At 41.2% G+C, this 14,943-nt stretch carries 15 protein-coding genes; 9 read left to right on the plus strand and 6 right to left on the minus strand.

The window, feature by feature from the left end; genetic code table 11:
• Positions 1–283, minus strand: a 283-nt coding sequence (locus tag VIM89_RS04560; RefSeq protein ID WP_488154947.1) for a WbqC family protein, incomplete at its 3' end; no start/stop codon positions are given.
• 36 nt (positions 284–319) lie between these two features.
• On the opposite strand from VIM89_RS04560, the gene VIM89_RS04565 reads away from it, so the two are divergent.
• Together VIM89_RS04565 and VIM89_RS04570 are read left to right on the plus strand one after the other, a co-directional pair.
• The gene (locus VIM89_RS04565; RefSeq protein ID WP_488154948.1) at positions 320–1,216 is read left to right on the plus strand and encodes a lysophospholipid acyltransferase family protein; all 897 of its coding nucleotides are present in this window, start codon (positions 320–322) and stop codon (positions 1,214–1,216) included.
• A gap of 73 nt (positions 1,217–1,289) precedes the next feature.
• Entirely contained in the window at positions 1,290–2,321 is a 1,032-nt protein-coding gene (locus tag VIM89_RS04570; protein ID WP_488154949.1) for a glycosyltransferase family 2 protein, read from the plus strand.
• An 8-nt stretch (positions 2,322–2,329) separates the two neighbouring features.
• Here the strand turns inward: VIM89_RS04570 and VIM89_RS04575 are convergent, their stop codons facing one another.
• Both VIM89_RS04575 and aroQ read right to left on the minus strand, forming a co-directional pair.
• The gene (locus tag VIM89_RS04575; RefSeq protein WP_488154950.1) at positions 2,330–4,735 is read right to left on the minus strand and encodes a mechanosensitive ion channel family protein; all 2,406 of its coding nucleotides are present in this window, start codon (positions 4,733–4,735) and stop codon (positions 2,330–2,332) included.
• A 61-nt stretch (positions 4,736–4,796) separates the two neighbouring features.
• Complete coding sequence (gene aroQ, locus VIM89_RS04580) at positions 4,797–5,216, minus strand: type II 3-dehydroquinate dehydratase (RefSeq protein WP_488154951.1); 420 nt, start codon at positions 5,214–5,216, stop codon at positions 4,797–4,799.
• Between the two features lie 40 nt (positions 5,217–5,256).
• Between aroQ and xerD the strand changes: the two genes are divergently transcribed.
• Positions 5,257–6,156 (plus strand): site-specific tyrosine recombinase XerD, encoded by a 900-nt coding sequence (gene xerD, locus VIM89_RS04585; protein WP_488154952.1) that lies wholly within the window; start codon positions 5,257–5,259, stop codon positions 6,154–6,156.
• Between the two features lie 59 nt (positions 6,157–6,215).
• Here xerD and prmC read toward each other — a convergent pair whose 3' ends face one another.
• Positions 6,216–7,094, minus strand: coding sequence for a peptide chain release factor N(5)-glutamine methyltransferase (gene prmC, locus VIM89_RS04590; protein ID WP_488154953.1), 879 nt, complete (start codon positions 7,092–7,094; stop codon positions 6,216–6,218).
• 131 nt (positions 7,095–7,225) lie between these two features.
• Here prmC and ribD point away from each other — a divergent pair, with 131 nt between their 5' ends.
• The 6 genes from ribD (at position 7,226) to VIM89_RS04620 (ending at position 13,039) form a co-directional block, all read left to right on the plus strand.
• Complete coding sequence (ribD, locus tag VIM89_RS04595; RefSeq protein ID WP_488154954.1) at positions 7,226–8,281, plus strand: bifunctional diaminohydroxyphosphoribosylaminopyrimidine deaminase/5-amino-6-(5-phosphoribosylamino)uracil reductase RibD; 1,056 nt, start codon at positions 7,226–7,228, stop codon at positions 8,279–8,281.
• A complete protein-coding gene (locus tag VIM89_RS04600; protein WP_488154955.1) occupies positions 8,281–9,153 on the plus strand; it encodes an EamA/RhaT family transporter in 873 nt (290 codons plus the stop codon). The genes ribD and VIM89_RS04600 overlap by 1 nt, the downstream gene beginning before the upstream one ends.
• Positions 9,154–9,167: 14 nt before the next feature.
• Positions 9,168–9,782, plus strand: coding sequence for an IMPACT family protein (locus VIM89_RS04605; protein WP_488154956.1), 615 nt, complete (start codon positions 9,168–9,170; stop codon positions 9,780–9,782).
• An 81-nt stretch (positions 9,783–9,863) separates the two neighbouring features.
• A complete protein-coding gene (gene mgtE, locus VIM89_RS04610) occupies positions 9,864–11,222 on the plus strand; it encodes a magnesium transporter (RefSeq protein ID WP_488154957.1) in 1,359 nt (452 codons plus the stop codon).
• A 45-nt stretch (positions 11,223–11,267) separates the two neighbouring features.
• Complete coding sequence (gene bioB / locus VIM89_RS04615) at positions 11,268–12,266, plus strand: biotin synthase BioB (protein WP_488154958.1); 999 nt, start codon at positions 11,268–11,270, stop codon at positions 12,264–12,266.
• A gap of 218 nt (positions 12,267–12,484) precedes the next feature.
• A complete protein-coding gene (locus tag VIM89_RS04620) occupies positions 12,485–13,039 on the plus strand; it encodes a histidine phosphatase family protein (protein WP_488154959.1) in 555 nt (184 codons plus the stop codon).
• Here VIM89_RS04620 and VIM89_RS04625 read toward each other — a convergent pair.
• Both VIM89_RS04625 and VIM89_RS04630 read right to left on the minus strand, forming a co-directional pair.
• Positions 13,036–13,914 (minus strand): diiron oxygenase, encoded by an 879-nt coding sequence (locus VIM89_RS04625; RefSeq protein ID WP_488154960.1) that lies wholly within the window; start codon positions 13,912–13,914, stop codon positions 13,036–13,038. The two genes, VIM89_RS04620 and VIM89_RS04625, sit on opposite strands and share 4 nt — an antisense overlap.
• A gap of 188 nt (positions 13,915–14,102) precedes the next feature.
• Positions 14,103–14,735, minus strand: a complete 633-nt coding sequence (locus tag VIM89_RS04630) for a phosphatase PAP2-related protein (protein ID WP_488154961.1) — start codon at positions 14,733–14,735, stop codon at positions 14,103–14,105.
• Between the last annotated feature and the right edge of the window lie 208 nt (positions 14,736–14,943).

A 14,943-nucleotide genomic window follows, 5' to 3' on the forward strand; every position in this document is an offset into this window, starting at 1 on the left:
GATAACAACCCTGCAGACTCATCCAATGTAAACGCTGCCATCTGAAATCGTAGCTTATCTTCACATCTTTTACCGGCGTGTGTACTTTTGAACCTTTTATGACCGGAACCACCAGCGTAAGCATCCCATCAGGCGAGTAGATATTTGCCCGGTTACGATAGGTTTGCTTTGGAAAATGCTCGTGCTTTTCGATCACAAAATCGGGATTATAGTTATTTAGCTCAGCAAAATATTCAACCGGTGGCAGATAAAACATGGGCAGTACAGCGCCTTTTTCAATCATATATTCTATGTTTGTGTTCAAAAATCGGACAAAATAATGATAAAAAAAGCGGTTTCGTACATAGGTATTTTCTTTTTATACCTATTGTCGTTGATGCCGTTTTGGTTTTTGTACCTTATATCTGACCTGCTTTATGTGCTGGTTTATTATATGGTAGGCTACCGCAGAAAGGTCGTTCAGCAGAATTTGCAAAATGCTTTTCCAGAAAAAAGTGCGGAAGAAAGAAAGAAAATCGAGCATAAATTCTATCATCATTTTTGCGACCTGGTAGTTGAAACAGTAAAAACTATAAGCATTTCGCCCAAGCAACTGAGTAAACGAATAGTGGCCACCAATCCCGATTTGGCCGACAAGGTACTAAGCAGTAAAAGTAAAGTAATAGCAGTTGCGGGGCATTATTGCAACTGGGAACTGTTGGCTTTGGGTATTACCTCGATTACGAGCAAAAAATTCCTGATTATTTATAAGCCTTTATCTAATAAAGTTTTTGACCGTTTTTTTATTAATACCAGGTCAAGATTTAGAGGAATTCCCGTTGCCATGAAACTGGTATTACGCAAAATGGTTGAACTGAAGAATGAACCTTTTATGACCGTTCTTTTAGGTGATCAAACACCGGTGCGCCACGAGGCAACCTATTTTACCAATTTTCTCAATCAGCCTACACCTGTGTTTTTGGGAGTAGAAAAAATGGCCAAATCTTTTGATTGTGAAGTTTATTTCTGCGATATGCGGAAGGTAAAGCGGGGTTACTATACCTACACGGCAGTTCCTTTGATAGAAGACGCGAAAGCGGCGGCACCGCATGAGATCACTAAAGCGCATGTGCAATATCTGGAAAAAGTGATCAGGGAGGAACCCGAATACTGGCTATGGTCGCACCGCAGGTGGAAGTTTAAACCTGAGGATATTGAAGGAGCAATTGTAGACTAGTTTATTTATGTGCCCGAAAAATTGTACAATTGCAGGCGCTATGCTTATCACCATAGCTCATCATAAATATTGAATGACAAGTACGCCTAAAGTTGCCATCGTAATATTAAACTGGAACGGGTTAAAATATCTCCGCGAATTTCTGCCTTCTGTAATGGCGTCAACCTGGCCCAACCTGGATATTGTTGTGGGTGATAATGGCTCCAGTGATGATTCAGTTATTTTTCTAAAAGAAAACTTCCCAACTGTTCAGATCATTCAAAACGATAAAAACTATGGCTTTACCGGAGGCTATAATCGTGTGCTGGAAAAGGTAGAAGCTGATTATTTTATCCTGCTTAACTCGGACGTTGAAGTGCCTGCTGGTTGGATAGAACCTGTAATTGAATTGATGGAAAGCGACTCGTTGATTGCTGCTGCTGCACCTAAGATCAGGGCCTTTGCACAAAAAGATCATTTTGAGCATGCTGGTGCTGCCGGTGGATTTATCGATAAATATGGCTATCCATTTTGCCGCGGACGCATGTTTTATGAAATAGAGGAGGATAAGAGTCAATATCAGCAATCGGGCGAAGTGTTCTGGGCCACGGGCGCTGCCATGTTTGTCAAAAAGCAATATTGGGTTGCAGCAGGTGGATTTGACGAACGCTTTTTCGCTCACATGGAAGAGATCGACCTTTGCTGGCGATTAAAGAACATGGGTTACAAAGTGATGTATTGCGCGCAATCAGAAGTCTACCACGTTGGTGGCGGGACCTTGAATACCGAAAATCCTTTTAAAACCTTCCTGAACTTCCGGAATAATTTATTGCTGCTCAGAAATAACCTTTCCTTTTGGCGGGGATTATTCATTATTGGCATCCGCTTTTGGATGGACTTGCTGGCTATAGTCCGTTTCCTAAATGAAGGCAAACGCAAAGATGCCTGGGCCGTGAGCCGCGCACATCAGAATTTTGTGGGGCACCTTTTCAAAGGCGGAGGGCCAAGGACCAAAAGGAGTAACCTGCCCGATCTGAAAGGCATGTACAAACGCAGCATTGTTTGGGACTTCTTCATGAAAAAGAAACATTCTTTCTCATCGCTTGATCCGAAGGACTTTTACTAATCGCCGATTTATGAAGCGGGTAGGTTAATGCCTTCCTTAGCAAATATTTCGTAAATGGCTGCCAAAATTTTGCTTCTCAATTCCGGCGCGTTTGAAATATCTGCTGCCCAGAATGATGCCCTGAACTCCACAAACTTATCGGTAATGTTATTTACAAAAACAGACGGCCCCGGCGTGCTCATGATATCATCACGGTTACAGAGCAAATCAGTCAGGAGTTTTTTCACCTTTTCAATATCCGAACCATAAGCTACCGCGATTGCCATTTCTACGCGACGATTGGTATTGCTCAGCGTCCAGTTCACTACCTGTTGTGATATCATGTCGCCATTTGGAATGATCACCTCAGACCCATCACCGGTAGCCAGCTTGCTTGATCGTATGCCAATTTCCTTGATGGTGCCGGCATGACCGCCTACTTCAATAATATCTCCGATCTGAATAGGCTTTTCAAATGCCAGTATCATACCTGATACCAGGTTGTTGACAATATTCTGTAAACCGAAACCAATACCAACGCCGAAGGCACTGAATATAATGGTCAGCTTATCTATCGGGAATCCTGATGCTGCAACCGCCAACAAAAAGCCCACGGTAAACACACCGATTCGGATTAAAAGGGTAGACGCCCGGTTTTTCTTCTTTAGTGCGCTCAGATCGGAAGCATGTTGGGCTGACAGATCATAAAAATAGCTAATGATCCTCGACAGCAGTGTAGATAACCAGATAACGATAATAAAGATTACAAATCCCCCGAATGTGAATGAAGCCCCGCCAATTGAACGTGATTGATTTAAGACATCAGTAAGGTAATCGTGCACCCAATCGTCAATGTTCAGATTTTGAAGCAGAAAAAAAATCCAAAGCAAAGCAGCAAAAGCGCTTAACGTACTTCTGAATTTCTTTTGCAATACCGCATAGTCTATCCAGGCAATAAAAGTACTTTCAGCTTTTTTGGAGTGAAATTGCAGGAATATTCCCTGTATCAATATCTGGATAATAAAATACAGGCTTATCAGCATCCATAAGTTAAATACAGCAGTTATTCCCAGTATCTTAGCCAGGCTGAACCTGCCTGTTAAGTTTAATATAAACGACAGCGCTTGCAGAATAATAAATACAATTGCAACGGTACGTGTACCAGGCAACTGGCCTTCTTTTTCCTTTCTAACTTTTTTCAAAAATAACCAAGCTATGATTATTGCTGCGATACTTAATAACAGGATGACATACTTATCAGTGATTGTGATCTGTATCAGCAGATTACTCAAGGCATAAACTATCGTGAGGACAAACATCTGAATCAGAAAGCTAAAGGTTGTTTGAGAGAAGCTCTTTTTAACGAGAATGAGGACAAAAATTATAGAGATTAAAAAGAATATCTCTGCATATGCCACCGGCGGATGACTGTAGAAATAGGGTATAAGGGCAGTAACCACCAGTAATGAAGCTGCCAGCGGATTTGAATAAATATAATTGGTATTATCCGGAATAACTTCAGTTTGTTCGCTGTTTTTTAGTGTTCTTTGCCTGTTATAGAATATCCAAAAAGTAAAAGCTATCAGGAATAATAAACTAACAAGGTGGGTGGCAGTGCCATTCTTTATAAAGTAATAAAGCTGTGTATTATTAAGATCAATTGTCGCTTTTAATGCAGAGCCTAAGTCGTTGTATTGAGGGCTCTTTTCCCATATCAAGCCAAACTCACCATCCACTGCTCTGTCGGCAAATCGTTTTATTTTCGCATCAATCTGGTCGCTTTCGTCCAATACAGTGGTATAGGCAACAGATACCTGATTTTGTAATAGATTTACAGCCAATAAATTCGCTCTGTTGGCAGAATCCGTTTTGCGCCACAAATCTCTGAGCTTGCTCAGCTTGTCATAAAAAGCACCCCTTAAAGCCAGGTCCTGTGGAACAGCTCTCAACAAAGTATCCTTAGAACATTTTATAATATCATGCTGGTTCTGTACAAGTTTTGAGTTGACATCATCAAGGCTTGATTGCCAATCGTCCAGGTTGCCCTGGATATGGTCCAGGTTATCGCGCAGCACAAACAAGTATCGCAGCGTGCTCGACTTTTTGTTATTGGCAAGCTGCTGTATTCTTGTCAGCCTTTTGGCTATACGCGGCATTTGCTGACTTACGTCTACGGTATCCAATCCATCAGCCAGGTCGTTGTTTATCTGGTTAAAACTGGAAATATACTGCTCAATATGCTGTAAAAGACTGTGAACTGAAGTATCGGCCTTGTTGAGGCTTTGCAAAACCGAATCGCGCGAATGTTTCAGTTTTCTTTCGTTATCCCTTAAATTTTTAGGCTTTTTCTTTTTCTCCTGGGCAAAACTATTATGAATGCCCAGAGTGGTCATAACCACTATGATCAGTAGAAGTGCTTTGGCTATTTTACGCATAGGATAATGTAAAAACGATGGATGCTAAGGCTTATTATCAGTTTTATACGCTCAAAAGTGGTTATACGTTTACAAAGTTTTCAACAGCCAGACGGTAGGAGTCCATTCCAAAACCTGCGATCACCCCACGACAATTAGCTGCCAGCAATGATTTATGACGGAACTCTTCACGCTTATATACATTGCTGATATGTACTTCGATCACGGGTGTTTTAATGCCGGCAATCGCATCGCTAATGGCTACCGATGTATGTGTATAAGCACCCGCATTGATCACAATACCATCGCAGCTAAAACCTACCTCGTGCAGCTTATTAATAATTTCACCTTCCACATTACTTTGATAATAATTTATGGTGATGTTTGCATAACGTTGGCGAAGGGCGACAAGGTAGTCTTCAAAACTGCTGTCGCCGTAAATGGATTTCTCGCGGACGCCAAGCAGGTTTAAATTAGGGCCGTTGATAATTTGTATATTCATTAGCCCAAACTTAAGTATAAAACATTAAAAGCAAAATCAATTGGACTGGCGATCGGCGATAAAAGGCTTTCAGGCATATCTTAAACTTGAAAAGGGGCTTTCAGATAATTCAATAGAAGCCTACAGCAGAGATATAGATAAATTGCAGCAGTTTGCTGATAGTCAAATCAATAATCTTAAACCCGATGCTTTTACGTTAAATGATCTTCGACAATTTATCAATTGGGTAAATGAACTGGGTATGATCCCATCATCACAGGCCAGGATATTATCGGGCATTAAATCCTTTTATAAATATCTGCTGGCTGAGGATATAATCAAGAATAATCCTGCCGAATTACTGGAAGCGCCCAAGAAAATGCGTAAGCTGCCTGATACTTTAAGTTACCAGGATATTAATAAGTTGATCGAAGCCATTGATCTATCCAAGCCAGATGGTACCCGAAATAAGGCCATCATCGAAGTGCTTTATAGTTGTGGCTTACGTGTATCGGAGTTAACAGAGCTCAAATTATCAAACCTTTATCTCGAGATAGAATTTGTAAAAGTAATCGGCAAAGGCAATAAGGAACGTTTGGTGCCCATTGGCGGCGAAGCCATAAAAGCGCTTAAACTTTGGATCGATCATGACCGGGTACACATCCCAATAAAAAAGGGAGAAGAAGATATGGTATTCCTGAATCGTAGAGGCTCGAGGCTAAGCCGGGTCTATATTTTTATGCTGATCAAACAACTGGCAGAAATGGCAGGCATTAAGAAATCTATCAGCCCACATACATTACGGCACTCATTTGCAACCCATTTAGTTGAAGGTGGCGCTGACTTGCGTGCCGTGCAGGAAATGCTGGGTCATGAAAGTATTACTACGACGGAGATATATACACATTTGGATAGGGAATATTTGAAGGAAACGATTATATCCTATCACCCGAGGAATTGAGTTGCAGCGGCACGGGCAGTAGCAGTTTTAACTTGAACAAATTAGTGCAACTGCAACTGCTAACTGCTACTATAAGCAGCTTTAATCATCCTGTCTTTACCACTCATGTCTTTTCTTAACTCAATGTTAGTGAATTTTTTACTGCTTAATAATTCAATTATTTGTTTACCATAACTTTCGTTGATTTCAAAGAATAATAATCCGCCTTTTTCTAGGTGAGTTGAGGCGAAATCTGCTATTGCTTTATAAAAAATAAGCGGATCATCCTCGGGTACAAACAATGCGGCATGCGGCTCAAAGTCGGTCACATTAGTGTGCATCTGCTTTTTGTCTTCAAGGGTCACGTAAGGGGGGTTGCTAATGATGATTTCGAATTTCGGATTTTCGATTTCGGATTTAAGGTTTAGTATATCAGCCCGGATAAAATTGACATTGACTTTATTTAATTCGGCGTTTTCTTTTGCGGTTTGTAAAGCTTCGGATGAAATATCTATTGCAGAAACCTGAGCATCAGGCAGGTTTTTCTTCAGGCTGATGGGGATACATCCGCTACCTGTACCGATATCTAATATATTAAAAGGTGGCTGCCAACTGCCAACTGCCAACTGCCAACTTTTTATCATCCAGTCTACCAATTCCTCAGTCTCTGGCCGGGGGATCAGTACTGATGGATTTACCTTGAAAGTCAATCCATAGAATTCTGTATAACCTAATATATATTGAATCGGTTCTCCTGTTGCCAGGCGTGTTAATATGTTTGTAATTCTCTCACTATCAGGTGTTGATATCTCTGTTTCCGGGAAAGCTTTGATTTGGGCTGATGAGATATTAACAACATTTTCTAACACCATCATACACAATGAATTGACTTCATTGGCGTCATAAATGGTTGATAATTGATCTGCGAATTCAGCCGATACTTGCTTAACCGTTTTCATGTCGCAAAGAAACGAAAAGTTCTTTGGTCAATTCACTGTATTTTAGCGCCTAACTAACCTTGATTTAACAACTTATTCTATAAATTTTAACATTATAAAAATTCCGGTTTGCACAAGCCTATATTTGCGGCATGTTATCCCATGAACAATACATGCAGCGCTGTATCGAACTCGCTGAATTAGGTGCTGGCAACGTAAGCCCTAATCCTATGGTAGGGGCGGTAATTGTTCACGAGGATAATATCATAGGCGAAGGTTTTCATCAGCAATATGGCCACGCACATGCCGAAGTAAATGCTGTAAACCAGGCCCTTGCCAACTTTGAAGATGCTGAGGAACTTTTAAAACAATCCACAATTTATGTTTCTTTAGAGCCTTGCGCCCACTACGGCAAAACGCCTCCATGTGCTGATCTGATCATTAAACATCGAATCCCCAAAGTGGTAGTAGGCTGCCGCGATCCTTTTGCGCAGGTTGATGGAAAAGGCATAGAGAAATTACAGGAAGCAGGTATAGAGGTCATAGTTGGCGTCCTGGAAAATAAATGTCAGTGGTTCAACCGACGTTTTTTTACCAGGGTGCAAAAACAAAGGCCCTATGTGATCCTGAAATGGGCTCAAACCAACGATGGTTATTTTGCGCCGGATGATAAAAGTCAGTTTTGGATAACAGGAGAAGAATCGCGCAGACTAGTACATAAATGGCGTAGTGAAGAAGATGCTGTACTGATCGGGAAGCATACTGCCGCCATTGATGATCCGCAATTGAATACCCGTTACTGGCCGGGTAAATCGCCCAAAAGAGTAGTAATCGATAGGAAATTAGAGCTAAATAAAAACTTAAATATATACGATCAAAATACTGAAACACTGATTTTTAACGAGATTAAAACTGATATTGACGGAAAAGTTAAGTATATTGCGCTTGAGGATTTTGAACGTTTTGTGCCGCAGTATATCCTATTCCAGTTATATATGCAGGATATTCAGTCGGTGATCATTGAAGGTGGTGCGCATACATTAAATAGCTTTATCAATGAGGGGCTATGGGATGAGGCAAGGGTTTTTACAGGTGAAGCGGTATTGGGACGAGGAATAAAAGCGCCTTATATCAATGGAATTTCGGGCAGGGAACAAATTGTGGGGAATGATCGTTTAAGATTCTTTTATTATAAGCCTGTTAATTAATGTTTTATATTTTTTTAAGCATTTGCTGCAGTGTTACCGTTTCGGTGTTGTTAAAACTCGCCAAGCGGTACCAGATTGATGTTTATCAGGCTATAACCTGGAATTACTCAGCAGCTATATTCCTCACCTGGATATTTTTCAGACCACATTTTACAGATTTGCAGGGAGCGCCAATTCTTACTTATGCTGGTCTTGGGATACTTCTCCCTTTATTATTCATCGTTATAGCGGCATCAATTACACTGACAGGAATTGTACGCACAGATGTAGCTCAGCGACTTTCATTATTTATTCCTGTTTTATCATCGTATGTAATTTTCGGAGAAGTTTTAAACGGTATAAAGATCACCGGTATATCCATCGGTATTATCGCTATGCTTTGCCTTATTCCATGGAAACAAAAAGGTGCAGTAAGAAGAAGGCCTACTAATTCCTGGCTTTATTTATTGACGATTTTTGTTGGCATGGGGGTGATTGATGTACTCTTAAAGCAGATTGCCAAATTCACTGCAGTTCCGTTTACCACCTCGCTTTTCATCGTTTTTAGCTTAGCTTTTTTTGTTGCATTTATAGGCTTACTTTATATGGTTTTCACCAAAAAGATGCGCTTTTCGTGGCCTCATATTCTGATAGGCTGGGTATTGGGTGCAGCTAATTTTGGTAATATCCTGTTCAATATCAAAGCGCACAAGGCTTTGGCCGATCATCCGTCAACCGTATTCTCCACAATGGACATTGGCGTTATCGTTGCAGGTTCATTGGTAGGCTTATTCATATTCAGAGAAAAACTAAGCAGGCTTAACGTTGGAGGCATTATCTTAGCAATTGTTGCCATCGTAATCATTTACTTTCCTGAAATCTTCAATTTCTAAGCGATATTTGCCGGATGCTTTTTGAGGATACTTATTTAACTATCGACGCCAAAAGCGAAGGCATATTCCGCGATCGCGGCAGCAAATTTCTGGGTTATGCTTATCCGATTGCTTCTGACCAGGATATCAAAAACATCATTGCTGATCTGAAGAAAGAACATCCGAAAGCCAATCATCATTGTTGGGCCATGCGTTGGAGCACTGATCGCTCTGTCTTTAAACTGAATGACGATGGCGAGCCCTTAGGCACAGCAGGCAGACCGATACTGAATACCTTATTATCCAAAAATATCACGAATGTGGCAGTTGTGGTAGTGCGTTATTTTGGCGGTACTTTGCTCGGTGTTCCGGGACTGATCAATGCTTATAAATCGGCAACCGAATTAGCACTTGCTGAGGCTAAGATCATCGAAAAAACGGTTAATGATGTATATACCATCGTATTCGATTATTTACAGATAAACGAAGTGATGCGGATTGTTAAAGATGATAACTTGCAGCTATTGGAGCAGGCTTTTGATAACAGTTGCTCGATAAAAGTTTCTGTACGAAAAATGCAGGTAAATCATGTTATTGCGAAACTTCAAAAACTGACCTCTGTCAAAATAAAATACAATTACAGTAGCTGATCTGATCTTTTAAAATCAACAGCTTTATTGTGGCGATTTTATCTTTCCGATTACGGCTTATTTGCCTTATTTTAGTCGGGCATGCAATCATTCGAGATCAATAAGGAAGACCTGGAGCGCATCAAAACCGCGCTTGAGGGCGATGATGCTGAATTAGAGAAAGTTCTGCAGGAGTACCATGCTTCTGAGATTGCTATATTATTCGAAAGACTTCCTGTCGAATCGCGCGAAAGAATCATCAATATTCTGCCCTCAGACGAAGCATCCGAAGTTATTGCGGAAATGCACGAGGAGCAGGAGCCTGGTGAGTTGCTTATTAGCCTTGATCCGGAGAAGCGTTCGGAGATCATTGAAGAGCTGGATTATGACGACGCGACGGACATTATTTCCCAACTGGATGAGGAAGATCAGCAGGAAATATTAGAGGATATTGATGAGGAAGATGCCAGCAATATCCGTGCGCTGCTAAGCTATCCCGAGGATACCGCTGGTGGTATCATGAACTCTGAGGTCATCAAGGTAAATATCAACCAAAACAAAAAAGATGCTTTGGAAGATATTATCCGGCAGTCGGAAGAGATGGAGGAGTTTTACACCATTTATGTGGTGGATAATGATAATATGCTCAAGGGTATACTTTCCGTTAAGTCGATCCTTAAGGCTCCTGCTTATGCACGGGTTGCCGAACTGGTAAATCGTGATTTTGTATACGTAAAGGCCGAACTTGACCAGGAAGATGTAGCCGGATTGATCTCTCAATATAACCTGACCACTATACCTGTTGTGGACGACCATATGAAACTGCTCGGGCGCATTACTGTCGACGATATCATGGACGTAATGGAGCAGGAGAGTACCGAGGATATTTTGAAGATATCGGGTGTATCGGAGGATGAGGAACTGAGCGGTAACTGGAAGGATGCGGTGAAAAGTCGTTTGCCCTGGCTGGTTATCAACCTGGCGACTGCTTATCTGGCTGCCTCTATTATCCGGCATTTTGACTCGACAGTTGCTTTGCTTCCACAGATCGCTGCTTATATGACGATTATAGCCGGTATGGGTGGTAATGCAGCCACACAGGCACTTGCTGTGACCGTGAGACGTATTTCGTTAAGTGACCTGACAGACAGACAAGCTTATAACACTGTAATAAAAGAATTCCTTGTTGGATTGATCGATGGAGCAGCGAATGGGCTTGTCGTTTTTGCCATAGCCTTAATGTATGATGCCAACCCGATGTTGGGTTTAGTATTGTTCCTGGCGATGACAGGTAACCTGGTGATAGCCGGATTAACAGGGTCATCCATTCCATTAATATTAAAGAGGGTAGGTATTGACCCGGCTGTGGCGTCATCCATCATCATAACCACATTTACAGATTGTGCAGGATTTTTACTGCCGCTTTACCTTGCTACCAAGCTTTTGTTGCACCATCATTAAAGCAACGGAGCTTTTCCATAAATTTGAATAATTAAACCGAAACGAATGACAGAGATTAGAAACAATTGGACGAAGGAAGAAATTGCTGAAATATACCATAAACCATTGCTTGACCTGATTTATGAGGCGGCAACCATACACCGCGAAAATAAGGATTATTCAGAAGTACAGATCAGTTCGCTGATATCGATCAAAACAGGCGGCTGTCCGGAAGATTGTGCTTATTGTCCGCAGGCGGCGCGCTATAATACTGGAGTGAATGTTCATGCCATGATGCCAACTGAAGAAGTAATTGCTGCTGCCGAAAAAGCAAAAGCAGGTGGTGCATCAAGATTGTGTATGGGCGCTGCATGGCGCGAAGTACGCGATAACCGCGATTTTGATAAAGTGATCGATATGGTAAAAGCAGTGAACGATCTGGATATGGAAGTATGCTGTACACTGGGTATGTTGACCGAAAGTCAGGCACAACGCTTAGCTGATGCAGGTTTGTATGCTTACAATCACAATCTGGATACCTCCGAAGATGATTACAAGCGTATTATCACTACCCGTACTTATGACGACCGCCTGAAAACTTTAGAGCATGTGCGTAAAGCTAAAATTACAGTTTGCAGCGGCGGTATCATCGGTTTAGGCGAAACGGTTGAAGACCGTATTTCGATGCTGAAAACATTGTCTAATCTTCCAAAACATCCGGAGTCAGTGCCGATCAATGCTTTAGTTCCCGTGCAAGGCACGCCATTGGCCGACCAACCACGTGTGCCAGTTTGGGATATGGTGCGTATGATAGCGACTACACGCATCATTATGCCGAAAACGGTAGTGCGTTTGTCTGCCGGTCGTACGGAAATGAGTTTGGTAGAGCAAGCATTATGCTTTATGGCAGGCGCTAATTCGATATTTGCAGGGGAGAAGCTGTTAACTACGCCAAATCCGTCATTTGATACGGATATGGCAATGTTTGAATTGTTGGGTCTGAAACCTCGTGCTGCATTTAAGAATGGCAGGCCTGGTAAAGTTCAGGAAGTAGTTGAAGCTTAATTTAATGGCAAAATGAAGCGAATAAAGTTCAATACTACTTTTAAAGAAGATGAAGATGAACGTATCCGTTTTTTTGCGTCACTTTCTTATTCTGAAAGATTGAGATACTTTCTTAAGGCCCGAAAATTAATAAATTTTCACGAGCCGCCTCTTGAGCGCTTTGACTTAAAAATAGACTATTCGTATCGTATGCCGAATAGTCTATTAACCAATTTATTATGAAAAAATATATCCGTCTTGTTTTATTACTGTTGATAGCTTGCGGATCATCTACAATAGGTTCATGCCAGAAAAAGTCATTAAAGGTTGTCATTATCAGGCATGGTGAAAAGCCTGATAATGGCGATAACCTGAACTGCCAGGGGCTCAACAGGGCTATGGCATTGCCAAAGGTTTTGTTTGCTAAATATGGGACTGCAAGTGAGATTTATATTCCTACTGTGAATGCTGGTGCCAAAACTAAATCTGCAAGGATGTTCCAGACTATTACCCCTTATGCGGTAAAATATAACCTGAATATTAACAGCAATTATGATACGGAAGATTATAAGCATATCGCCAAAGATGTGTTTCAGCAAAAAGGAACAGTGGTATTGTGCTGGGAGCATAATGCTATACCACACCTTGCCAAAGCATTAGGTGTTCAGGGAAATATCAGAGATTGGCCCGATGGAGATTTCGATAGCATTTGGGTAATTACCTATAAAAACGGCGAAGCTTCTTTAACTGCCGATAAAGAAGGGCTGAGTCCATCAGCAAATTGTTCGTTCTAAACTTTAGCGCCTAAAAGCCAGCGCCAGGCCCAACGCGTTGCACGGTTAAAACCTTTCCATTCGTCAACAAATTCAATAATATCTACAAGACATTTCTCAGCGAACTTCTGTTTAAAGTTTTTGGAGGCGATCTTAAAAACCTTATTCGGATTTTCAAGGCCAATGCGTTCATAAATTTCACGTTTCACATACATGGTTCGTACAAAAAGAATGTTTCCTAATATTACATAACTGTATAAGGTCCGTTTAATGTATCCTGCCTTTGCCGCATAAATTTTGAGCAGACTTTTAGTAAACAGTATATGTCTCGCTTCCTCAATATTATGCAGGTCGAACATTTTCTTTAGCACCGTGTAAATGTTTGGCGATTTACGGACATGATTACCATAAATGTCTGTAACCAACTCCACCGATACACTTCCCATAAACAGGTAATCTGCAGGAAGGTATTTGTTGCTGAATTCGCCTAAAAATTTATGTATGCCGGTTTGCTTGATGGGTTTGCCACCCAATTTTGCAATAGCTTGTCCAAACATTTCCTGATGACGAAACTCTTCAATCAACTCTCTCAGCAAGAAGCGGTGTTCGACATCATCCAAAGGCAAGGTGAGAATATGCCGTGTCATGAACAGGCAAAACAGGCATTCACCCCAGGCATAAGACGCAATCACCTGAACCAACTCGTGACGGCCAAGCTCTAATTTTTGCTCAACTGTTAGAGTATCATAGATTTCAAGCCCTTGTAATGAGGTAAGTATTTCAGGCAGGAATATATCATCAGCCTCAGGCTCCAGTTGCCATGGAATATAAGTTTCCGGCATCAGAGGACGTTCCTTGCTGATCCTGATCAAGCGTTCAATTTCCTGTACTTCCATGGTTAAATTTCCAGATTTATCATTTTAAAGTCAAAACGAGATACGCTAAAACTATCGAACAAAGTACCGCGTTATATGTTCGTGATAAGGTTTAGGTTAGTCCTGATGTAAAAATCAGGACAAGCTCCCCGCCGCCCGGTGGGGAGTTTTTTTATGAATGGGACGGAAATAAAAAGTAAAGGGTTGCCTTAGCTAAGCATATACTTAACGCCGCGGAAAACAGGGTAAATGATGATCGGCGCAGCAATCACATCGACAGTATAATGCACGTGCTGAACAAGTAGCAAACAAACTACAATGATGGTGCCGGTAAGTGCCAGTATCTTATCCCATTTCCTTTCCAGGCATAAAAATGCAAGGAAGAGGATGGATGTATGGCCTGAGAAGAACAGATCTTTGGTAATAGTACTTCTACCGTAAAAAACAGCCGTAAGCGGATCGGTTAAAACGATCAATCCTTTTGGTGGTTCAAGCGGAAAAAAGCTGATAGCCAGTACGCGCAATATGGTGATGAAAATAAACGTCCACAGATAAGTAATGTAGATGGTCGGCTTTTCGATACCGCGCCATAGAGCATAAAAGCCAATACCCCAGATCACGGTAAATATTTCCCACGAAACATCATGGGGGGGAATTGCGGCCAGTACCCAATCATTTAAGAGTGCACCATCTCTTTTTTGTATCAGGTTAAAAAAGGAGGGTAGCATTAAGGAAATAATGATCATCAGTATCGAACCAATGATCAGTTGTGCCCGTTGGAGCTGCGAACTCCAGGTCATTTTCCAGTTCTTTCTTAACGCTATCGCAATTGGTCTTGCCACTTTTCTCTAGTCTTTTAAATCGGGGAACAAAAATAACAATATAAATGAATTGTTAAGTTTCTCTAAATTCTAAATTAATAACTAAGACGTAAAAAGAAAAAAATAGTTACATCCGGTAACATTTTTCCTTTTCAGGCTGTCTTATAGGTATTGTGCCACCGATCTATTCTAATCCTCTTCATCTTACCACCTCTGTGTAAAATTTATT

Origin of the sequence: Mucilaginibacter sp. (genome assembly GCF_036568825.1) — a bacterium.
Lineage (GTDB): Bacteria > Bacteroidota > Bacteroidia > Sphingobacteriales > Sphingobacteriaceae > Mucilaginibacter.